This is a genomic window from Mycolicibacterium agri (genome assembly GCF_002553505.1).
In the GTDB taxonomy this organism is placed as follows: domain Bacteria; phylum Actinomycetota; class Actinomycetes; order Mycobacteriales; family Mycobacteriaceae; genus Mycobacterium; species Mycobacterium agri.
Window position 1 is genome coordinate 1 of record NZ_PDCP01000059.1, and the last position, 21,624, is coordinate 21,624.

20 protein-coding genes and 2 pseudogenes are annotated in these 21,624 nt (G+C 68.0%); 13 read left to right on the forward strand and 9 right to left on the reverse strand.

From position 1 onward, the window contains the following. From CQY20_RS24575 to ctaC, 3 genes and pseudogenes are all read right to left on the reverse strand, one after another. Positions 1–432: pseudogene (locus CQY20_RS24575) on the reverse strand (hypothetical protein); the annotation flags it as partial. 173 nt (positions 433–605) lie between these two features. Beyond that, complete coding sequence (locus CQY20_RS24580; protein ID WP_097942689.1) at positions 606–1,025, reverse strand: cytochrome c oxidase subunit 4; 420 nt, start codon at positions 1,023–1,025, stop codon at positions 606–608. A gap of 8 nt (positions 1,026–1,033) precedes the next feature. Beyond that, positions 1,034–2,053, reverse strand: a complete 1,020-nt coding sequence (gene ctaC / locus CQY20_RS24585) for an aa3-type cytochrome oxidase subunit II (protein ID WP_097942690.1) — start codon at positions 2,051–2,053, stop codon at positions 1,034–1,036. Positions 2,054–2,169: 116 nt separating this feature from the next. Here ctaC and asnB point away from each other — a divergent pair, with 116 nt between their 5' ends. Further along, positions 2,170–4,101 (forward strand): asparagine synthase (glutamine-hydrolyzing), encoded by a 1,932-nt coding sequence (gene asnB / locus CQY20_RS24590; RefSeq protein ID WP_097942691.1) that lies wholly within the window; start codon positions 2,170–2,172, stop codon positions 4,099–4,101. A gap of 13 nt (positions 4,102–4,114) precedes the next feature. Here the strand turns inward: asnB and CQY20_RS24595 are convergent, their stop codons facing one another. Beyond that, complete coding sequence (locus CQY20_RS24595) at positions 4,115–5,089, reverse strand: carbohydrate kinase family protein (RefSeq protein ID WP_097942692.1); 975 nt, start codon at positions 5,087–5,089, stop codon at positions 4,115–4,117. Positions 5,090–5,241: 152 nt separating this feature from the next. On the opposite strand from CQY20_RS24595, the gene CQY20_RS24600 reads away from it, so the two are divergent. Then, entirely contained in the window at positions 5,242–5,883 is a 642-nt protein-coding gene (locus CQY20_RS24600) for an Rv0361 family membrane protein (RefSeq protein ID WP_097942693.1), read from the forward strand. A gap of 1 nt (position 5,884) precedes the next feature. On the opposite strand, the gene CQY20_RS24605 is transcribed toward CQY20_RS24600, so the two are convergent. Continuing rightward, on the reverse strand, positions 5,885–6,247 hold the full coding sequence (locus CQY20_RS24605; protein WP_097942694.1) for a HesB/IscA family protein: 363 nt from the start codon (positions 6,245–6,247) through the stop codon (positions 5,885–5,887). Positions 6,248–6,433: 186 nt separating this feature from the next. Between CQY20_RS24605 and CQY20_RS24610 the strand changes: the two genes are divergently transcribed. Genes CQY20_RS24610 through CQY20_RS24625 form a run of 4 tightly spaced genes read left to right on the forward strand, consistent with a single transcriptional unit; the run spans position 6,434 to position 9,413 of the window. Then, a complete protein-coding gene (locus tag CQY20_RS24610) occupies positions 6,434–7,117 on the forward strand; it encodes a DUF3043 domain-containing protein (protein WP_165789294.1) in 684 nt (227 codons plus the stop codon). A gap of 6 nt (positions 7,118–7,123) precedes the next feature. Next, positions 7,124–7,654, forward strand: a complete 531-nt coding sequence (locus CQY20_RS24615) for a bifunctional adenosylcobinamide kinase/adenosylcobinamide-phosphate guanylyltransferase (RefSeq protein WP_097942696.1) — start codon at positions 7,124–7,126, stop codon at positions 7,652–7,654. After that, positions 7,651–8,691, forward strand: coding sequence for a nicotinate-nucleotide--dimethylbenzimidazole phosphoribosyltransferase (gene cobT / locus CQY20_RS24620; protein WP_097942697.1), 1,041 nt, complete (start codon positions 7,651–7,653; stop codon positions 8,689–8,691). Before CQY20_RS24615 ends, cobT begins: the two co-directional genes overlap by 4 nt. Beyond that, positions 8,688–9,413, forward strand: a complete 726-nt coding sequence (locus CQY20_RS24625) for an adenosylcobinamide-GDP ribazoletransferase (RefSeq protein ID WP_097942698.1) — start codon at positions 8,688–8,690, stop codon at positions 9,411–9,413. Before cobT ends, CQY20_RS24625 begins: the two co-directional genes overlap by 4 nt. On the opposite strand, the gene CQY20_RS24630 is transcribed toward CQY20_RS24625, so the two are convergent. Continuing rightward, positions 9,414–10,517 carry a branched-chain amino acid aminotransferase gene (locus CQY20_RS24630; protein ID WP_097942699.1) on the reverse strand — a complete coding sequence of 368 codons (1,104 nt, stop codon included), beginning with the start codon at positions 10,515–10,517 and terminating at the stop codon, positions 9,414–9,416. Positions 10,518–10,539: 22 nt separating this feature from the next. Further along, positions 10,540–11,649, reverse strand: coding sequence for a glycine cleavage system aminomethyltransferase GcvT (gcvT, locus tag CQY20_RS24635; protein WP_097942713.1), 1,110 nt, complete (start codon positions 11,647–11,649; stop codon positions 10,540–10,542). Between the two features lie 45 nt (positions 11,650–11,694). Between gcvT and CQY20_RS24640 the strand changes: the two are divergent. Then, a pseudogene (locus CQY20_RS24640) lies at positions 11,695–12,772 on the forward strand (adenylate/guanylate cyclase domain-containing protein). An 11-nt stretch (positions 12,773–12,783) separates the two neighbouring features. Further along, the gene (locus CQY20_RS24645; protein ID WP_097942700.1) at positions 12,784–14,292 is read left to right on the forward strand and encodes a leucyl aminopeptidase; all 1,509 of its coding nucleotides are present in this window, start codon (positions 12,784–12,786) and stop codon (positions 14,290–14,292) included. A 1-nt stretch (position 14,293) separates the two neighbouring features. Here CQY20_RS24645 and CQY20_RS24650 read toward each other — a convergent pair whose 3' ends face one another. Next, positions 14,294–15,835 carry an SDR family oxidoreductase gene (locus CQY20_RS24650; RefSeq protein ID WP_234816392.1) on the reverse strand — a complete coding sequence of 514 codons (1,542 nt, stop codon included), beginning with the start codon at positions 15,833–15,835 and terminating at the stop codon, positions 14,294–14,296. Between the two features lie 10 nt (positions 15,836–15,845). Next, positions 15,846–16,202 (reverse strand): oxidoreductase, encoded by a 357-nt coding sequence (locus tag CQY20_RS24655; RefSeq protein WP_097942701.1) that lies wholly within the window; start codon positions 16,200–16,202, stop codon positions 15,846–15,848. 160 nt (positions 16,203–16,362) lie between these two features. Here CQY20_RS24655 and sucB point away from each other — a divergent pair, with 160 nt between their 5' ends. The 5 genes from sucB to CQY20_RS24680 all read left to right on the forward strand — a co-directional run bounded on the left by sucB (position 16,363) and on the right by CQY20_RS24680 (position 21,548). Beyond that, the gene (gene sucB / locus CQY20_RS24660) at positions 16,363–18,186 is read left to right on the forward strand and encodes a 2-oxoglutarate dehydrogenase, E2 component, dihydrolipoamide succinyltransferase (RefSeq protein ID WP_097942702.1); all 1,824 of its coding nucleotides are present in this window, start codon (positions 16,363–16,365) and stop codon (positions 18,184–18,186) included. 54 nt (positions 18,187–18,240) lie between these two features. Beyond that, on the forward strand, positions 18,241–19,092 hold the full coding sequence (locus tag CQY20_RS24665; protein WP_097942715.1) for a TIGR01777 family oxidoreductase: 852 nt from the start codon (positions 18,241–18,243) through the stop codon (positions 19,090–19,092). Then, on the forward strand, positions 19,089–19,760 hold the full coding sequence (lipB, locus tag CQY20_RS24670; protein WP_097942703.1) for a lipoyl(octanoyl) transferase LipB: 672 nt from the start codon (positions 19,089–19,091) through the stop codon (positions 19,758–19,760). The genes CQY20_RS24665 and lipB overlap by 4 nt, the downstream gene beginning before the upstream one ends. A 113-nt stretch (positions 19,761–19,873) precedes the next feature. After that, positions 19,874–20,788 (forward strand): lipoyl synthase, encoded by a 915-nt coding sequence (gene lipA / locus CQY20_RS24675; protein WP_097942716.1) that lies wholly within the window; start codon positions 19,874–19,876, stop codon positions 20,786–20,788. 4 nt (positions 20,789–20,792) lie between these two features. Beyond that, positions 20,793–21,548 carry a DUF4191 domain-containing protein gene (locus CQY20_RS24680; protein WP_097942704.1) on the forward strand — a complete coding sequence of 252 codons (756 nt, stop codon included), beginning with the start codon at positions 20,793–20,795 and terminating at the stop codon, positions 21,546–21,548. The last annotated feature ends 76 nt before the right edge of the window (positions 21,549–21,624 follow it).

Below are 21,624 nucleotides of genomic sequence, written 5' to 3' on the forward strand. Positions count from 1 at the left end.
TTGTTTGGTTGGTTGGTTGATTTGTATTAGAGACACCGAAAACCTACACGGGGGGGGCGTCGTCGTCGACGTGGGCCCGCCCGCAGCGTTGAGGTTGTCGGAGTCGGTGCCCATCACCAACAGCGACACGGACACCACCAGGGAGATGGCCGCGATGATCGCGACGACGCCGACGACCCACGGCCAGCGCGGCGGCCGGCCCGCGTCGACCACATCCCTGTCGTAGTCGTCGTAGTCGTAGAGATCGGGGTCGGGGGGAACGTAGGGGCCGGCGGTGAACTGCTCCGACTCCGGCGCCGAGTAGGCACGGACCTCGGTCTCCGACGTCTCCGCCGGAACATCGAAGTCCTCTGCGGCGGTTTCTTCGCCAAGTTGCCGTTCGGGGTTGTCTGACCCGTCAGAATCCGGCCCTGGGGGATTCGGCCCGCTCATTACGCCTATCCTTCTCCACTACTTCATCGGCGACAGCAAGCGGCTGACAGCGTCTGATACAGCCTGAGCAACATTACCGAAACCGATGGGCGGAGCGAATTCAGCAGCGCGGGAACCAGCCAACTGAAGCCCAGCTGTGACCTTCAGCCTTCCACCTCCGGCCGGCTGCCCGATTAGTGCTTTTCGGGGCCCGTGTAGTACTCGAAGACCAGGCCTGCCGCCGCAGCCAGCACGAAGCACACCCCGGCCGCGATCAGCCACGGCAGCCAGAGCGCGACACCGACGGCAGCGGTCGAGGCCGACAGCGCGACCAGGATCGGCCACCAGCTGTGCGGGGCGTAGAAGCCCAGCTCACCTGCGCCGTCGGCGATTTCGGCGTCCTCGTAGTCCTCGGGCCGGGTATCGAGGCGGCGGGCGACGAACCGGAAGAACGTGCCGGTGATCAGCGTCAGGCCCGCGGTCATCACCAGCGCGGTGGCGCCTGCCCACTCCACGCCGCCCTCGCCGAACATCACGGTCAGCACGGCGTAGACGATCGCCGCGAGCACGAAGAACCCTGTCAGGAACTCGAACAACCTGGCTTCGATATGCATGGAGGTCCCTACCTGCTCGCCTGTGACTGCTCGCCGCGGCGGGTGTCGAACGGATGGGTGGTGACCGCCGTCGGCGACTGGTGGATGGCCATCAGCGCCTGGGCGTTGGTCTTACCCGCCATGCGCTGCTCCATGTACGTCTTGAAGTCGTTGGGCTCCACCGCTCGAACCTCGAAGTTCATCATCGAGTGGAAGGTGCCGCACAACTCGGCGCACCGACCGACGAAGGCGCCGGTCTGGTTGATCTCGCTGATCTGGAACTTGTTGTCGGAGTTGTTGGCCTGCGGGTCCGGGTACACGTCGCGCTTGAACAGGAATTCGGGCACCCAGAACGCGTGTGCGACGTCGGCCGAAGCCAGCTGGAACTCGATGCGCTTGCCCGTGGGCAGCACAAGCACCGGGATCTCCGCGCTGGTGCCGAGCGTCTCAACCTTGTCCCAGTTCAGGTACTCCAGGTTGCGGCCTTTGGAGCCGAACTCGCCGCCGTGTTCGCCCTGCAGGCCTTCAGGGCCGGCTGCGACGGCTTCCTTGCGGGCGGGGTCGGCCCCGTCGTAGGTGAAGGTGCCGTCGTTGAAGTCGATGTTCTGGTAGCCGAACTTCCAGTTCCACTGGAAGGCGGTGACGTCGATGACCACCTCGGGCTTCTGCATGTCGAGCATCTTTTCCTGCACGACGACGGTGAAGTAGAAGAGCACCGAGATGATCAGGAACGGCGTGACGGTCAGGCCCAGCTCCAGCGGCATGTTGTAGCCGAACTGCCGGGGAAGCTCGGTGTCGCCCTTCTTCCAACGGTGAAACGCCGAGGACCAGAAGATGAGCCCCCACACGATCGCGCCGACCACCAGGGCCGCGATCACGGAACCGATCCACAGCTCCCGGTTGAGGTGGGCCTCCGGAGTGATGCCCTTGGGCCATCCCAGGCCCAGCACCTCCGACCAGCTGCACCCGCTGAGCAGCAGCGCAGCCGCACCGAGGACGACCGCCAACGCCGCTCTCCGTGCCACCACCCAGCGTCCGCGAGGTGTCACGTCGCAGCCTCCTAGAAGTCGGTTAACTAGCCGAATACTACGCAGCGTAGACCACCCCCGACTGCGGGTCGCGACACACCTCAACTTCCGGCCACGCTGGTTGGCATACTGGCGCCGTGTGCGGACTCCTGGCCCTGCTGACTGACCCGTCCGCCGACGTCTCCGAGGATCTGGTCGAGGCGGTGTCTGACGCCTCGCATCTGATGCGCCATCGCGGCCCTGACGAGCCCGGCACGTGGCACGACGAGGCAGTGGTGCTCGGGTTCAACCGGCTGTCGATCATCGACATCGCGCACAGCCATCAACCGCTGCGCTGGGGGCCCGCCGAGTCGCCTGACCGCTACGTGCTGGTCTTCAACGGCGAGATCTACAACTACCTCGAACTGCGTGAGGAACTCGCCACACACCACGGCGCGGTGTTCCACACCGACGGTGACGGCGAGGCGATCATCGCCGCCTACCACTATTGGGGCACCGACGCGCTGACGCGGCTGCGGGGCATGTTCGCGTTCGCGCTCTGGGACACCGTCGAGCGCGAAATGTTCTGCGCCCGAGACCCTTTCGGCATCAAGCCGCTCTACATGGCCACCGGCCGTTCCGGCACGGCTGTGGGCAGCGAGAAGAAGTGCCTGCTGGGCATCGCCGACGAACTCGGCATCGACACGGGCATCGACGAGCGCGCCGTGCAGCACTACACCGTGCTGCAGTATGTGCCGGAACCCGAGACGCTGCACCGCGGGATACGGCGGCTCGAATCGGGCAGCTATGCGCGGGTGCGCGCAGGCGAAATGCCAGAGGTGACGCGCTACTTCAAGCCGCGGTTCGCCGCCAAGCCCTTCGAGCCGGGCACCGAACAGAGCCGCTACGACGAGATCACGGCAGTTCTCGAGGATTCGGTGGCCAAGCACATGCGTGCCGATGTCACCGTCGGCGCGTTTCTGTCCGGCGGCATCGACTCCACGGCGATCGCGGCGCTTGCCATGCGGCACAACCCCAGGCTGATCACATTCACCACCGGCTTCGAACGGGAGGGCTTCTCGGAGGTCGACGTGGCGGTGGCCTCGGCGGAGGCGATCGGCGCACGGCACGTCACCAAGGTGGTCAGTCAGGCCGAGTTCGTCGAGGCGCTTCCCGAAATTGTCTGGTATCTCGACGAACCCGTCGCCGATCCGGCGCTGGTGCCGTTGTTCTTCATCGCCCGCGAGGCACGAAAACACGTCAAGGTCGTGCTGTCCGGCGAGGGCGCCGACGAGCTGTTCGGCGGTTACACCATCTACCGGGAACCGTTGTCGCTCAAGCCTTTCAATTATCTACCCCGCCCGCTGCGCCGATCGATGGCCAAGGTGTCTGCGCCCCTGCCCGAGGGCATGCGCGGAAAAAGCTTGCTGCACAGGGGAAGTCAGACTCTAGAAGAGCGCTACTACGGCAACGCGCGCAGCTTCTCCGACGCTCACTTGAAGGCGGTGCTGCCCGGCTTCCGCTCCGACTGGACGCACACCGACGTGACCGCGCCGGTGTATGCCGAGTCGAAGGGCTGGGATCCGGTGGCGCGCATGCAGCACATCGACCTGTTCACCTGGCTGCGGGGCGACATCCTGGTCAAGGCGGACAAGATGACGATGGCCAACTCGCTGGAGTTGCGGGTGCCGTTCCTGGACCCCGAGGTCTTCGCGGTCGCGTCACGATTGCCGCTGGAGCAGAAGATCACCCGCTCCACCACGAAGTACGCGTTGCGCCGCGCCCTCGAGCCGGTGATCCCCCCGCATGTGCTGAACCGGCCCAAGCTCGGTTTTCCGGTGCCGATCCGGCACTGGCTGCGCTCCGGTGAGTTGTTGGACTGGGCCTACGGCATGGTCGACTCGTCGGGCGCGGGCGAACTGGTGAACCTCGCCGCCGTGCGCACGATGCTCGACGAACACCGCAACGGGGCAAGCGATCACAGCCGACGGCTGTGGACGGTGCTGATCTTCATGCTGTGGCACGCCATCTTCGTCGAAGGCAGCGTGACGCCACAGATCAAGGAGCCGACCTACCCGGTGCAGCTCTGAAGCAAACTCCGAATCAGCCCAGCGCTGCGGCGATCTCGGCGCCTGCCGCCTCGCCGTAGGCATCTTTCAGGCGCTTGATGCCTGCCTCCTTGTCCCAGCTCCATTCCTGGGGGCCTGGCGCCTCGAGCACCAACGTGGCGACCAGCGACGCCAGCTGCGCCGACCGTTCGATGGACAGTCCCTTGTCGCGGCCGGTCAGGAAGCCGGCGCGGAACGCGTCACCGATGCCGGTGGGGTCATCCTTATGGGTCTCGGGTACCACGTCGACGTGGACGAAGGTGCCGTCGCGGCCGACGATGTCGACGCCCTTCTCCCCCAGCGTGGTGACGCGCATCTTGATCTGGTTCATCACCTCGGCCTCCGAGAAGCCGGACTTCTGCAGCAGCAGATCCCATTCGTAGTCGTTGGTGAACAGAAACTCCGCGCCGTCGATCAGCGCACGGATCTGCTCGCCGGTCAGCCGGGCCAACTGCTGCGACGGGTCGGCGGCAAACGTCAGCCCGAGCTTGCGACACTCCTCGGTGTGCAGGAACATGGCCTCGGGATCGTTGGCGCCGATGATGACCAAATTCGGTGTGCCCCTTCGGGCTACCACATCCGCGAGCTTGATCTCGCGGGCATAGGACATGGCGCCGGGATAGAACGACGCGATCTGGGCCATGTCCTGGTCGGTGGTGCAGACGAACCGGGCCGTGTAGGCGGCGTCGGACACCAGCACGCTGTCACAGTCCACGCCGTGACTGGTCAGCCATTCCCGATAATCGTCGAAGTCCTTGCCCACCGCACCGACGAGCGTGCAGTCGCCACCGAGAAGGGCGATGGCATAGGCCATGTTGCCCGCTACCCCACCACGGTGGATGAGCAGATCGTCGACCAGGAAGCTGACCGAGATTTTCTTGAGATGTTCGGGCAGCAGTCCTTCGGAGAATTTGCCCGGAAACCGCATGAGATGGTCGGTCGCGATTGATCCGGTTACCGCGATGGTCACGAAGCGTCACCCTTCAATTGATTAACCTGTCTAGATAATCTTACCGAGGCGGAGGGTCCCATGGCGCAGCCCCCAATTGCGCTAACCTGCGTACAAGACCCGTCCGGGTCACTTTAGACGGCCTTTCCGCGACGATCCCCGGGAGAGACTGCATGGCTGGTCCGTATCCGCCCAACTACGGTGCCGGACCGGCCGCGCCCACCGCTCCCTTCGGGGGCGCCCCGCAGCCGTATCCGGAGAATCCCGTTGCGCCCCCGGGCTATCCGGGCATGCTGCCGCCGCCCATCCCGTATCCGAAGCGCAGCCGCTGGCGGGTCGTCCTTGCCGTCGTGGTGGCGCTGCTCATCGTGGCCGCCGTCGTGGCGGCCGTCGTCGTCGTGACGCGCTCCGAGGACACCGGGCGCACCGAAAGCCTGACGGCGGCTTCGGCCGAGACGGCGATCCAGGATTACCTGGATGCGCTGCAGCGCGGCGACAGCGAGACCATCGCCAGGAACACCTTGTGCGGGCTGTTCGAGGCGGTGAAGGAGAAGCGGTCGGACCTCGCGCTGGCCAAATTGAGCAGCGACGCCTTCCGCAAACAGTTCGGTTCGGCGCAGGTGATGTCGATCGACAAGATGGTGTTCTCGTCCCCGAATCAGGCGCAGGTGCTGTTCACGATGCGCGTGACACCGGCGACAAGCCGGACCAAGCCTGCGCCGGAGGCCGACAAGCAAGGCGTCGCTCAACTACTCGCCCAGGACAACGAGATCCTGGTGTGTTCGTACCTGCTACGCGCGGCGAACCAGTTCTAGCTCAGTTGAAGGAGTCACCGCACGCGCACGAACCCGTGGCGTTGGGGTTGTCGATGGTGAAGCCCTGCTTCTCGATGGTGTCGACGAAGTCGATCGTGGCGCCCTGTACGTAGGGGGCGCTCATCCGGTCGACGGTCAGCGTCACGCCGCCGAACTCGGCGGTCAGGTCGCCGTCGAGGGTGCGGTCGTCGAAGAAGAGGTTGTAGCGCAGGCCGGCGCATCCGCCCGGCTGGACGGCGATACGCAGCGCCAGGTCGTCGCGGCCCTCTTGATCCAGAAGCGCCTTGGCCTTTCCGGCGGCGGCTTCAGTCAGGATCACGCCGTGGGTGGCGGTGGTGGTCGCAGACTCGTCCTGAACAGTCATTGCGTCTCCTGTGAATGGCTTGTGTGGTGGGCGCCTCGCTGCCCACATGCTCAACGGTACCTCGTCAGGACGCTATTCTCGAGCTACTCCTGAGCTAGTCGGGCGTGACCTGCGCCGACTTTGTCAGCCGGTGGGCAGCATCACCACGGGGCGGGCCGGTCGTGCCAGGACATTATGCTGGCAGGCGTGAAACTGCTGGGCCGCAAGAAAGACACTCCGCCACCCGACGAAACCGACGTCGAAGCGGCTGCGGACAGCGAACAGGACTCCGGCAGAGACGCAGAGTCGTCGCGGCCGCGCACCACTCCGCCGAAGGGCAGGCCGACGCCGAAACGCGATGCCACCCGCCGCCGCGGCCCGGTCGCGCCCGCCCCGATGACCACCGCGGAGGCCAGGCGCAGGCGCAAGGAGCTGCGCAAGAAGATGTCTCGCGAGGAGCGCCGCGAGGACAAGATCGCCCGCCGCGCCGCGCAGGCCGAGCGCCGCGAGCGGATGATGGCCGGCGACGAGGACTATTTGCTGCCGCGGGACAAGGGGCCGGTGCGGCGCTATGCCCGCGACGTGGTGGATGCCCGCCGCTTCGGGGTGCTCGGCTTGTTCATGCCGATCGCGCTGGGGTTGATCTTCATCATGCTGGCCGTGCCGCAGGTGCAGTACTTCATTTCGCCGGCCATGCTGATTCTGATGGCGATCATGGTCATCGACGGCTTCATCCTGGGTCGCCGGGTGAACCGCCTGGTCGACGAGAAGTTCCCCGACAACACCGAGAGCGGCTGGAAGCTGGGCTTCTACGCCGCCAGCCGCGCATCGCAGCTGCGGCGGATGCGGGCGCCAAAGCCGCGGGTCAAACGCGGCGACAAGGTCACCTGAGCCGAGGTGCGGGTACTGGTGCTCGGCGGTATCCGGTCGGGCAAATCCAACTGGGCCGAAACGGCGATCGCAGCATCCGCGGCCGGTGCGCCGGTGAGATATCTCGCAACCGGGCCCCTCGCCGACGATGACGCCTCGTGGGCTCAGCGCGTGTCGGTCCACCGCGCTCGCAGGCCCGACAGCTGGTCGACGGTCGAAACATCAGACGTGGCAACGCAATTGCGCTCCTGCAACGACAAGCCCACACTCGTCGATGACATCGGAGGCTGGCTCACCACCGCGATGGACCGCGCCGGGGCGTGGGACGGCGGCTCGGTCGGCGCCGACATCGACGACCTCGTCGACGCCGTCGCGGGTTTTGCCGCGGACCTGGTCCTGGTCAGCCCGGAAGTCGGCCTGACGGTAATCCCGGAGACCGCCGCGGGCCGCCGATTCGCCGACGCACTCGGAACGCTCAACCAGCGGCTCGCAGCCACGTGCGACCGGGTCGTGTTGGTCGTGGCCGGGCAGCCGGTCACGGTGAAGGAGCCGTCATGACGGAATTCCCGCCGATCACGGCGCCCGACGAGAACATCGCCGCGCAGGCACGCGCCCGCCAGGAGAGGTTGACCAAGCCGCCCGGGTCTCTGGGCAGGCTCGAGGATCTCTCCGTCTGGGTCGCGGCATGCCAGGGAGTGTGTCCGCCCAACCAGTTTGAGCGCGCCCGTGTCGTGGTGTTCGCCGGCGACCACGGGGTGACCGCCGCCGGCGTATCGGCGTTCCCGGCCGAGGTCACCGCGCAGATGGTCGCCAATTTCGATGCCGGCGGCGCCGCGATCAACGTCCTGGCCGACACCGCGGGCGCCAGCGTGCGGGTCGTCGACATCGCGGTCGACGCCGACCAACCGCATTCGCCGGCCATCGGCGCGCACAAGGTGCGCAGAAGCAGCGGCAACATCGCCGTCGAAGACGCACTTTCTGCCGAGGAGGCGAACGCCGCGGTCGAGGCAGGCTGCCGCATCGCCGACGAAGAGGTCGACGCGGGCGCGGACCTGCTCATCGCGGGTGACATGGGCATCGGAAACACTACGCCCGCAACGACTTTGATCGCCGCGCTCACCGGGGCCGAACCGGTCGCGGTGGTCGGGCGCGGCACCGGCATCGACGATCTCGGCTGGTCGCGCAAGGTGGCCGCCGTCCGCGATGCGCTCTACCGCGCCCGCCGGGTGACCGCCGACCCGATCGGCCTGCTGCGCGCGTGCGGCGGTGCGGACCTGGCCGCGATGGCGGGCTTCTGCGCCCAGGCCGCGGTGCGCCGCACTCCGGTGCTGCTCGACGGCCTGGTGGTGACGGCGGCCGCGCTGGTCGCCGAACAGCTGGCCCCGGGCGCCCGCCAGTGGTGGCGCGCCGGGCACCGCTCCACCGAACCCGCGCACACAATGGCGTTGGAGAAGCTCAATCTCGAACCGATCCTTGATCTTTCGATGCGGCTGGGCGAGGGTACCGGCGCGGCGGTCGCGCTGCCGGTGGTGCGCGCAGCGGTGGCGGCGCTGTCGTCGATGGCCACCTTCGACGAGGCCAGCATCTCGTCGTGATCCGTTCGCTGGCAGGGGCTTTCGCGTTCGGGACAGTGCTTCCGCTGCGTGCCGGGCCCGGCGCGGGCCGCGGCATGCTCACCGCACTGCCGATCGTGGGTGCGGCGCTCGGCGCGCTCGCGGGTGCGGTGGTGTGGGTCGGCGGGCATGCCTTCGGAATCGGCAACCCGCTCAACGGTGTGCTCGCGGTGGCGGTGCTGCTGATCGCCACCCGCGGCCTGCACATCGACGGGCTCTCCGACACCATCGACGCCCTCGGCTGCTACGGCGCCAAGGAGCGGGCGCTGCGGGTGATGCGGGACGGCTCGGCGGGGCCGTTCGGGGTGGCCGCCGTCGTGGTGGCGATCCTCACGCAGGCGCTGGCATTCACCGACCTCGGCGTGGTCGCGGTCGGTGTCGCGGTGATGGCGGGCCGCGCCGCCGCGGTCGTCGCCTGCCGCCGCTCGGTGCCCGCGGCCGAGGGCAGCACGCTCGGCGCGATGGTTGCGGGCAGCCAGCCCGCCTGGGTGGCGGCGGCCTGGACTGTCGCGGTAGCCGCGCTGGCCATCCTGGCGGGGCCGCGGCTGTGGCAGGGCCCAGCGGTGGTGCTGGTCGCGGTGGCGTGCGGCGCGGTGCTGGTGTGGCACTGTGTGCGTCGCTTCGGCGGGATCACCGGCGACGTGCTGGGAGCCGTGATCGAGGTGACAACGACCGTGGCCGCGGTGGGCCTGGCGATCGGTTGACTAACTCAGCCGCGACATCCAGCCGTGGGTGTCGGCGAACGTCCCGCGCTGGATCCCGGTCAAGGTGTCGCGCAGGGCCATGGTGATCTCGCCGGGCTCGCCGTCGGCGATGGTGAATTCGCCGTCGGTGTATTTCACGTGGGACACCGGGGTGATCACGGCCGCGGTGCCGCACGCGAACACCTCGGTAATCTCGCCTGCGGCCGCCTTCTTCTGCCACTCGTCGACGTCGATCTTGCGTTCCTCGACGGCGAAACCGGCGTCGATGGCCAACTGCAGCAACGAATCCCGGGTGATACCGGGCAGCAGCGAGCCGCTCAGCTCGGGTGTGACCAGACGCGCTGAGCCGCCGCTGCCGAACACGAAGAAGAGATTCATGCCGCCCATCTCTTCGATGTAGCGGCGTTCGATCGCGTCCAGCCAGACCACCTGGTCGCAGCCGTTCTCGGTGGCCTGCGCCTGGGCCAACAACGAGGCGGCGTAGTTGCCGCCGAACTTCGCGGCCCCGGTGCCCCCGGGGCAGGCCCGCACGTACTCGTGGCTCAGCCACACGCTGACCGGCTTGATGCCGCGCGGGAAGTACGCGCCGGCCGGTGAGCCGATCACCATGTAGCGGTACTCGTTGGCCGGGCGCACGCCGAGGCCGGGTTCGGTCGCGAAGATGTAGGGCCGCAGATACAGCGACTCCTCGCCGCCTGCGGGTGGCACCCACTTCTCGTCGACGGCGATGAGCTGCCGCAACGACTCGATGAACACCTCGTCGGGCAACTCCGGGATGGCCAGCCGCCGCGCCGACGAGCGCAGCCGTGCCGCGTTGGCCTCCGCACGGAATGACACGATCGAGCCGTCGGCCCAGCGGTAGGCCTTCAGCCCCTCGAACACCTCCTGCGCGTAGTGCAGGACGATGGCCGACGGGTCGAGTTCGATCGGGCCGTACGGGATGACTCGCGCGTTGTGCCAGCCCTTGCCCTCGACGTAGTCGATCGAGACCATGTGGTCGGTGTGGTAGCGGCCGAACCCCGGGTTGTCCAGAATTTCCGACCGTACCTCGTCGCTCGCCGGATTCGCGTTGCGATCGACGGTGAATTCGAGGCGGTCGGTCATGCGCCGATTGTATATCCGCGCGCTACCGAGTTTTCGGCTCGACGAACGGCGGGCGAACGACTTCGCATTCGACGGGGCGACCGCGCACGTCAACGGTGACGTGGTGGCCGTCGGGAATGTCGAAAGAGGTGTCCAGCAAAGCCAATGCGATGCCGACTTTCAATGTCGGAGAGAAGGTTCCCGATGTCGTGACCCCGACCGGAGTCGAGCCGTCGAGCACGGTCAACTCCGGCCGCAGCACACCGCAACCGACGGCGCGCAGCCCGCGCAGCAAGCGCTTCGGGCCGGCCTCCTTCTCGGCCAGCAGCGCGTCGCGGCCCCAGAACGCCGGCTTCTTCCATCCGATCGCCCACCCGCAGCGCGCCTGCAACGGCGAGATCTGCAACGACAATTCGTGCCCGTGCAGCGGATAGCCCATCTCGGTGCGCAGCGTGTCGCGGGCGCCGAGCCCCGCCAGCTGACCGCCCTCCGCTTTGACCTTGTCGACCAGCGCGTCGAACACCATCGCGGCGTCGTCCCAGGCGGGCAGCAGTTCGTAGCCGTGCTCGCCGGTGTAGCCGGTGCGGCACACCCGCACCTCGACGCCGTTGAAGTCGGCGTCGGCGAAACCCATGTAGTCCATGTCGGTCGGCAACCCGAGCGCGCCGACCACCTCGGCCGCCTTCGGGCCCTGCACCGCCAGCACGGCCCGCGACCGGTGCTCGTTGGTGACGGTCACCCCATCGGGGGCCTTGTCCTGCAGCGCGGCGACGACGGCTGCGGTGTTGGCCGCGTTGGGCACCAGGAAGATCTCGTCGTCGGAGACGTAATAGGCGATCAGGTCGTCGACGACACCGCCGGATTCGGTGCAGCACAACGTGTATTGCGCCTTGCCGGGCCCGATACGGCCGAGGTCGTTGGTGAGCGCGGAGTTCACGTACGCGGCCGCACCCGGCCCGCGCACAAGGGCCTTGCCGAGGTGGCTGACGTCGAACAGGCCGACGGTGGTGCGGGTCGCGGTGTGCTCTCCCACGGTGCCGGCATACGAGACCGGCATCAGCCAGCCGGAGAACTCCGCGAAGCTGGCGCCGAGTTCGCGGTGCCGTTCCTCGAGGGGGCCGTGCTGGAGTTCACTCGCCTGCGTCTCGCTCACGGGATTCACCCTAAACGCCGTGTCGACGCTGGCAGACTTCGGTGGGTGGTCGATTTCGATGCGCTCGAGGCCGCAGGAATCGCCAACGCCCGTGCGCGGGCGCCGCTGATCGTATATCTGGACAGCCTCGGCTTCACCGCCGAGCAGATGGTGGCCGCCGAGCGTCGCGGCAGGCTGTTCGGTCTCGCCGGTGACGTGCTGCAATGGTCCGGCCCACCCACCTACAGCCTGCGCGCGGCGGCGGAGAGATTGGGCGTGTCGGTGCATGACCTGGCGCGCGCCTGGACGGCCCTCGGGCTGAGCGTGCCCGAGGAAACCGAGCCCGTGTTCAGCGAGGCCGACATCGACGGGCTGGGCGCGTGGGCGGGCATGAAGAGCGGGTACGGCGACGACGCCGCGATGGGCTTTCTGCGGGTGCTCGGCGCATCGATGGCCCGGCTCGCCGATGGTGCGCGTCAACCAACCCGACATCATGATGTCGCACACCAATGACGAACTCACCACGGCACGCTCGCATCGCGCTGTCGGCGAGGCCATCCCCCGCATTGCCGTCCTCATCGATGCGGTCTTTCGTCACCACACGATCAGCGCGCGCACCCACTTCGAGCGTGTCATCCGCGACGCGTCGGCAAGTGTGGTGTGCGGCATCGGGTTTGCCGACCTGACGGGCTTCACCGAACTGACGCGGCGGCTCACACCGTTCGAGTTGTCCAATTTCCTGGCCGAGTTCGCAGGCGCGGTCAGCGACATGGTCCACACCGACGGCGGCCGGGTCGTGAAGTTCATCGGCGACGAGGTGATGTGGGTCAGTTCAACGCCGGCGCAGCTGGTGAGGGTGGCGCTTGATCTCGTCGATCACCCACAGGCGCGGGAGGTGTCCCTGCAGGTGCGGGCGGGCCTGGGTTTCGGTGAGGTGCTGGCCGTCGGCGGTGATTACTTCGGCACGCCGGTCAACCTGGCCGCCCGGCTGGTGACCGCAGCCGCGCCCGGGCAAATCCTGGTGTCCTCCGACGTCCGCGACCAGGTGCCCGATCTGCCCGCAGTCCCGCAGGAACCGTTGACCCTGAAGGGTTTCGATGCCCCGGTGACGGCCTTCGACCTGCACTGTCCTGCCGACCGATAGGCTCAAGCCCCGTGAGCCCCGCAATTCCCGGTTACCAGGCCCCCACCGTCACTGTCAGCGCATCGCTGCCCAAGAAGCCCGCCGACAAGGCGGTGCTGATCGTGCCCGTTGTCGGTGGCGACGACGACGGCGCGGCAACGGTGGTCACCAGCCCGTTCCTCGACCGCAAGGCCGTCGGCGAGGTCGAGGCGGCGCTCGAGTCGCTGGGCGCCAAGGGCGGAACCGACCAGGTGACGCGGGTGGTGGCGCCGTCGCTGCCGGTGGCCAGCGTGCTGGCGGTCGGGCTGGGCAAGCCGCGCGACGAGTGGGCGCCCGACCTGATCCGGCGCGCCGCCGGGGTGGCCGGGCGCTCGCTGAACGGCACCGAGTCGGTCATCACCACGCTGTCGGATCTCGACCTCGACGCGGCCGTCGAGGGCCTGATCCTCGGCGCCTACCGGTTCAGCGAATTCCGCAGCGACAAGACCGCGCCGAAGGACAAGGGCCTGCGCGAAATCACCGCGCTGACCACGGTCAAGAAAGCGTCGGCGCAGCGGGCGGTCGACATCGCCACCGCCGTCGCCACCGCGCGCGATCTGGTCAACACTCCCCCGTCGCACCTCTTCCCCGACGAATTCGCCAAGCGGGCGAAGGCTTTGGGCGAAGCCGCCGGCCTCGACGTCGAGATTCTCGACGACACCGCGCTGGCCAAAGCGGGCTACGGCGGGGTGATCGGCGTCGGCAAGGGGTCGTCGCGGCCCCCGCGGCTGGTCCGGTTGGCGCACCGCGGCGCCAAACGAAAAGGCAAGAAGGTGGCGCTGGTCGGCAAGGGCATCACGTTCGACACCGGCGGCATCTCGATCAAGCCCGCCGCGAACATGCACCAGATGACCTCCGACATGGGCGGCGCCGCGGCGGTGATCGCGACCGTGGTGCTCGCGGCCAAGCAGAAGCTGCCGATCGACGTGATCGCCACCGTTCCGATGGCCGAGAACATGCCGTCTGCCACCGCGCAGCGGCCGGGCGATGTTCTGACCCAGTACGGCGGCACCACGGTGGAGGTGCTCAACACCGACGCCGAGGGACGGCTGATTCTCGCCGACGCCATCGTGCGGGCCTGTGAGGACAATCCCGACTATCTCATCGAGACCTCCACGCTGACGGGTGCGCAGACGGTCGCGCTTGGTTCACGCACACCGGGCGTGATGGGTTCCGACGAGTTCCGCGACCGGGTCGCCGCTCTGTCGCAGGCGATCGGTGAAAACGCTTGGCCCATGCCGCTTCCCGAGGAACTCAAGGAGGACCTCAAGTCGACGGTCGCCGATCTGGCCAACGTCAGCGGGTCGCGCTACGCAGGCATGCTCGTCGCGGGCACCTTCCTTCGCGAGTTCGTCGCCGAGGGTGTGCAGTGGGCGCACATCGATATCGCCGGGCCTGCCTACAACACCGGCAGCCCGTGGGGCTACACCGGCAAGGGCGGCACCGGTGTGCCGACCCGCACGATGTTTGCGGCCCTCGAGGACATCTCAGAAAAAGGCTGAGTCACACCAGATCCCACCGTGCGGTGCTGCGCAGCACCTGCGGCGCGATTCGCGACGTGCCGTAGAGCAGGTACGCCTCGGGCGCGACGGGTCGGGTCGCCTTGTTCGTCTTGACGGCCGCGAGAATCGCCTTGGCGACCTTGTCCGGGCCGTAGCGGCGGTAGCGGAACAGCCGCTGCAGTTGTTCGCGACGACGCTGGAGGCTTTCGTCGGTGCGGCCGAGAAGGTCGAATCGCGTGGCGGCGACGATGTTCGTGTCGATGACGCCGGGACATATCGTGGTCAATCCCACGCCCGCGCTGTCGAGTTCGGCGCGCAAGCAGTCGGAGAACATGTACACCGCCGCCTTGGACGTGCAGTAGGCGTTCAACGACTTCGACGGCGCGTATGACGCCATGGAGGCGACGTTGACGATGTGCCCGCCGGTGCCGCGTTCGACGAGTCGCTTCCCAAATGCCCTGCAGCCGTTGACAACACCGCCGAAATTGATGTCCAGCACCCGGTCCCATTGGTCTGCAGGCGTGGTCAGGAACTCCCCCGCCTGGCCGATGCCTGCGTTGTTGACGACGATGTCGGGCACGCCGTGCGTGGCGCACACCTCGACCGCGAACCGCTCGACGGCGGCGGCGTCGGACACGTCGAGCACGTACGGATGCGCGACGCCCCCGCTCTCGACGATCTGGGCGGCGGTCTCGGCGACGGTGACTTCGTCGATGTCGCTGACGACCAGTTCGGCACCGGCACGCGCGAACGCGAGCGCGGTTGCCCTGCCGATGCCGCTGCCCGCACCGGTGACCGAAACCAGGGTGTCGCCGAAATCGGGGCGTTCCCGGCCGACCTGGGAGCGCAGCAACGAGCGAGCCGGCGGCCTGCCGTCGAGAAAGTCGGCAAGCTCACCGACGGCCGCGGCGACCACCTGGGGGTGCGACGTCGGCGACTGCTCGCCCGCCCTGATGTCACGGCGCCACAGCCGGGGCACGCGCCGGCGCAGGTCATCGAAGCCGCGCCGGCGGACGGAGGGATCGTTCGCGGCCACGATCAGCTGCACGGGCACATCGACCCGGCGGCCGGGCCCAGGCACCGATTTCGCCAGCGCGCGATGGATCCTGAGCGGACACCGGTGCCGCATCCGAAGGAGGCGGTCGACCGGGGAGACCGAAGTGAACGATGCGACCCGCGCATTCGAACCCGGTCGGGTCAGGTAGTCCCAGACGGCCACCGATCCCCACCCGTGGCCGAGTAGATGCACGGGCCCGTCGGGGTCGACGGCGGCGATGACCGCGCCGAGATCGTCGGCGAGCCCGGCCACGGAGTAGGACGAAATCTGCTTGGGCACAGAGGATTTGCCGACACCGCGGTTGTCATAGCGGACGATGCGGAACCTGTCGGCGAGCCGCGCCGCGACACCGTCCCACAACTGGTGGGGATCCGGCCACCCGTTCACCATCACCAGGGTCGGTCGGTGCGGTTCGCCCTGCTCGTAGACGGCGAGGCGAACGCCGTCGACGCTGTCCACGAACCGCTCGGTGATCGTGTCCGCCACGACGCGAACCCTAGCGGTCTTCGAGTTCCCTTCGGAGGGCGCGCTGACGTTCGATGCGGCGGCGGGCGTCGTAGTCGCGCATGCGCTGCGGGTAACCGACCTTCTGCACGTCGTAGACGGGGATCTGCAGCCGCTCGCTCAGCCGCCTGGCGCCTGCGTCGCCGCCCGCGCGCCGTCGCGTCCACTCCCCGTCGGCCGCCACCAGCACCACCGTCACATCGGTAACCGTGGTCTTCGGCTCGACGAAGGCCTCGACGCCGGTGTGCTCGGCCACCCACTGCCGCAGGTATGCAAGGTCGGCCGCCGGATCCGTGCCGCCACTTCCACGGGCGGAACGGCCGCGTCGAAACCTGTCGAACAGTCCCAACTGGGCCGTACTCCTTCCAGAGCATGCGCGCTCCACCTCAATTCGATAGTGCCAGAGCATCGGCTCATCAGGTCTGCGGCGAACGCCTGAGCCGGACGTGACAGGATGGGAACCGGCATTTCGATCCGTGGCGACCAACCGTTCGAGGGAGTCAACAGACATGGCAACTTCCGTCCAGATGCCGGCACTCGGTGAGAGCGTCACCGAGGGGACTGTCACCCGCTGGCTGAAGCAGGAGGGTGACACGGTCGAGATGGACGAACCGTTGCTCGAGGTGTCCACCGACAAGGTCGACACCGAGATCCCCGCGCCGGCATCAGGCGTGCTGAAGAAGATCATCGCTCAAGAGGACGACACCGTAGAGGTCGGCGGCGAGCTGGCGGTCATCGGCGACGCCGACGAAGACACCGGCGACACCGGCGATGGCGAAGCCGCGGCGCCGGAGAAGCCCGCCGAAGCCGAGGAGGAGAAGCCCGCCGAGCAGCCCGCCGCGCAGCCGGAACCGGCGGCCGAAGAGCAGGAGGCGCCCGCCGAGCCCGAACCCGAACCTGAGCAGAAGCCGGCGGCGTCGTCCGGCGGATCGTCCGGCGGCAAGGCGACCCCGGTGCTGATGCCCGAGCTCGGCGAGTCGGTCACCGAGGGCACCGTGACGCGCTGGCTGAAGAAGGTCGGCGACACCGTCGAGGTCGACGAGCCGCTGGTGGAGGTATCCACCGACAAGGTCGACACCGAGATTCCGTCGCCGGTGGCGGGCACGCTGCTCAGCATCACCGCCGAGGAGGACGACACCGTCGAGGTCGGCGGCGAGCTGGCCAAGATCGGCGACGCCGGTGCCGCACCCGCCGAGGAGCCCGAGCCGGAACCGGAGCCGGAGCAGAAGGCCGAACCGGAACCCGAACCCGAGCCGGAACCGGAACCCGAGCCCAAGCAAGAGGCCAAGCCGGAGCCCAAGCCCGAGCCCAAGCCGGAGCCCAAACCCGAACCCAAGCCGGAGCCCAAACCCGAACCCAAGGCGCAGCCGCAGGCCGCGTCGGGTGACGGGGCGCCCTACGTCACCCCGCTGGTGCGAAAGTTGGCCAGCGAGAACAATGTTGACCTCTCGAAGGTGAAGGGCAGCGGAATCGGCGGGCGCATCCGCAAGCAGGATGTGCTGGCCGCCGCGGAGGCGCAGAAGGCGCCCGCCGCGCAAGCACCCGCCGCGTCCGCGGCCAAACAGGCACCGGCGGCGAAGGCGGCGGAACCGGCTGCCGCGCTGGCGCATCTGCGCGGCACCACGCAGAAGGCCAGTCGCATCCGCCAGATCACAGCGAAGAAGACGCGCGAATCCCTGCAGGCCACAGCGCAATTGACGCAGACCCACGAGGTCGATATGACCAAGATCGTCGCGTTGCGGGCGCGGGCCAAGGCCAGCTTCGCCGAACGCGAAGGCGTCAACCTGACGTTTTTGCCGTTCTTCGCGGTCGCGGTGGTCGACGCGCTGAAGGCGCACCCGAACGTCAATGCCAGCTACAACGAGGAAACCAAGGAGATCACCTACTACGACGCCGAGCACCTCGGCATCGCGGTCGACACCGAGCAGGGCCTGCTGTCGCCGGTGATCAAGAACGCCGGCGATCTGTCGCTGGCCGGGCTGGCCCGTGCGATCGCCGACATCGCCGCGCGCGCCCGCTCGGGTGACCTCAAGCCCGATGAACTGTCCGGCGGGACGTTCACGATCACAAACATCGGCAGCCAGGGCGCGCTCTTCGACACCCCGATCCTGGTGCCGCCGCAAGCGGCGATGCTGGGCACCGGCGCGATCGTCAAGCGACCCCGCGTGATCGTCGACGAGTTCGGCAACGAGTCGATCGGCGTGCGGTCGATCTGCTACCTGCCCCTGACGTACGACCATCGGCTGATCGACGGCGCGGACGCAGGCCGCTTCCTCACCACGATCAAGCGCAGGCTCGAGGAAGGCGCCTTCGAGGCGGACCTGGGACTGTAGGTAGTGGCCACTGTCGCGATTGCGGGATCCTCGGGACTGATCGGCTCGGCGCTGATGTATGCGCTGCGGGCCGCCGACCACCGGGTGGTGCGCATCGTGCGACGGGAGGCGTCGAACCGCGACGAGGTGTTCTGGGACCCCGACACCGGTGAATTCGATCCCAAGGCGCTGCGCGGGGTGGACGCCGCGGTCAACATGTGCGGCATCAACGTCGGCGCCAAACGATGGTCGGGCGCGTTCAAACAAAACCTGCGCGACAGCCGAATCGATCCCACCGAGGTGCTGTCCGCCGCGGTGGCCGAGGCGGGCGTCGGCGTGCTGATCAACGCGAGCGCGGTCGGCTACTACGGCGACACCGGCCACCGCGTCGCTGACGAGACCGCGCCCATGGGCCGGGGCTTTTTAGCCCAGCTGTGCCAGGACTGGGAGGCGGCCACGGCCGCGGCGCAGCAGGCAGGCGTTCGTGTGGTGGTGGCGCGCACCGGGGTGGTGTTGTCGCCGCGCGGCGGGATGCTCAGCCGGCTGCGGCCGCTGTTCTCGCTGGGTCTGGGCGCGCGGCTGGGCAACGGCCGGCAGTACATTCCGTGGATCAGCCTCGAAGACGAAGTGCGGGCGTTGATGTTCGCGCTCTTTCACGACGAGCTGTCCGGCCCGATCAACTTCACCGGCCCAGCGCCGGTGACGAACGCGGAATTTACTGCGGCCATGGGCCGCACGGTGCACCGGCCAACGCCGCTGACGGTGCCCGGATTCGCGCTGCGCATCCTGCTCGGCGAGTTCGCCGAGGAGGGGCTGCTCGGCGGTCAGCGTGCCATTCCCGCGGCGCTGGAAAACGCGGGTTATGAGTTCCGCCACAACACCGTTGGGGAGGCGTTGGCCTACGCGACGAGTACCGTCGAATCGTGAGCTCTATCCGGTCGGCCACCACCCCCATCGACGTCCGCCGATTGGGCACCATCGATTACGAAACCGCCTGGAAGATGCAGCGCGAGTCGGCCGATGCGCGCGTCGCCGGCGGCCCCGACGCGTTGCTGCTGCTGGAGCACCCGTCGGTCTACACCGCGGGCAAGCGCACGGCGCCCGAGGACCGTCCGCGCGACGGCACTCCCGTCATCGACACCGACCGGGGCGGCAAGATCACCTGGCACGGACCGGGCCAGCTCGTCGGCTACCCCATCATCGGGTTGGCCGAACCGCTCGACGTGGTGAATTACGTTCGGCGCCTTGAAGAGTCGCTGATGCACGTGTGCGGTGAGCTCGGGCTGCACACCGAGCGCGTCGCCGGCCGTTCGGGGGTGTGGGTGCCCGCCGACGAGAAGGGCCCGGCGCGCAAGGTCGCCGCGATCGGCGTGCGGGTGTCGCGGGCGACGACGCTGCACGGATTCGCGCTGAACTGCGACTGCGATCTGAGCGCGTTCTCCACGATCGTGCCGTGCGGCATCACCGACGCGGGGGTTACGTCGCTGACTGCGGAACTGGGCCGCCACATCGGCGTCGACGACGTCATCGACCGTGTGACCACCGCCGTGTGTGACGTGCTCGACGGCCGCCTGCAGGTAGCGTTGACATCGTGACTGTCGTCCCGGAATCCAATGTCGCCGGCCATGCGGCTCCGGAATCCAACGTCGCCGCCCATGCGGCTCCGGAATCCAATGTCGCCGGCCATGCGGCTCCGGAAGGCCGCAAGCTGCTCCGTCTCGAGGTCCGCAACGCGCAGACCCCCATCGAGCGCAAGCCGCCGTGGATCAAGACGCGGTTGAAGACGGGGCCGGAGTACACCGAGCTGAAGAACCTCGTCCGCCGCGAGGGCCTGCACACCGTCTGCGAGGAAGCCGGCTGCCCCAACATCTACGAGTGCTGGGAGGACCGCGAGGCGACGTTTTTGATCGGCGGCGAGCAGTGCACCCGCCGGTGCGACTTCTGCCAGATCGACACCGGCAAGCCCGCCGAACTCGACCGCGACGAGCCGCGCAGGGTCGCTGAGAGCGTCGCGACGATGGGTTTGCGTTACGCCACGGTCACCGGTGTCGCCCGCGACGACCTGCCCGACGGCGGGGCGTGGCTGTACGCCGAGACCGTGCGCTACATCAAGAAGCTCAACCCCGACACCGGCGTCGAGCTGCTGATCCCAGACTTCAACGGCAACCCCGCGTTGCTCGAGCAGGTCTTCGAGTCGCGGCCAGAAGTGTTGGCGCACAACGTCGAAACGGTGCCGCGGATCTTCAAGCGGATTCGTCCGGCGTTCCGGTACGACCGCAGCCTCGCGGTGCTCACCGCCGCGCGCGACTACGGGCTGGTGACCAAGAGCAACCTGATCCTCGGCATGGGCGAGACACCCGATGAGGTGCGCACCGCGCTGAAGGATCTGCTCGACGCCGGCTGCGACATCGTCACCATCACGCAGTACCTGCGGCCGTCGGCGCGGCACCACCCCGTGGAGCGTTGGGTGCACCCGGAGGAATTCGTCGAGTACGCCAAGTTCGCCGAGGACCTCGGATTCGCCGGTGTGCTGGCCGGACCGCTGGTGCGGTCGTCGTACCGGGCGGGTCGGCTCTATGCCCAGGCAGCGGCGTCGAGGCTGTCAAAGCCACCCGTATCCTGAAGGAATGGCGAAGACCCGCAACAAAGCCGAAATCAAGGCCGCCAAGGAACAGGCCAAGGCCGCACGAAAGGCGGCGTCGAAGCAGCGTCGCGCCCAGTTGTGGCAGGCGTTCCAGATCCAGCGCAAGGAGGACAAGCGGCTGCTGCCGTACATGATCGGCGCGTTCGTGCTGATCGTGGCGGCCTCCGTGGCGCTGGGCATGTTTGCGGGCGGCATCACCCGGTTCACGCTGATACCGCTGGGCGTGGTGCTCGGCGCGCTGGTGGCGTTCATCATCTTCGCGCGCAGGGCGCAGAAGTCGGTCTACCGCAAGGCCGAGGGCCAGGCCGGTGCGGCGGCCTGGGCGCTGGAGAATCTGCGCGGCAAGTGGCGCGTGACACCGGGTGTGGCGGCCACCGGCCATCTGGACGCCGTGCACCGGGTGATCGGCAGGCCGGGTGTGATCTTCGTCGGCGAGGGGTCGGCCGCACGGGTGAAACCGCTTCTGGCGCAAGAGAAGAAGCGCACCGCCCGGCTGGTCGGCGATGTGCCGATCTATGACTTTGTGATCGGCAACGGCGAGGGCGAGGTGCCGCTGGCCAAGTTGGAGCGCCATCTGAACAAGCTTCCGGCGAACATCACCGTCAAGCAGATGGACGCGCTGGAGTCGCGGCTGGGCGCTCTCGGCGCCAAGGCAGGCCCCGCTGCGGCCATGCCCAAGGGCCCGATGCCGACCGCCGCCAAGATGCGCGGCATCCAGCGCACCGTCCGCCGCCGCTAACTCTCTTCAACACCCAAACCTCTCTTGGGCTCTCCTCAACGCCCAAACCGACATTTGGGCGGAAAAGTGCGAGTAG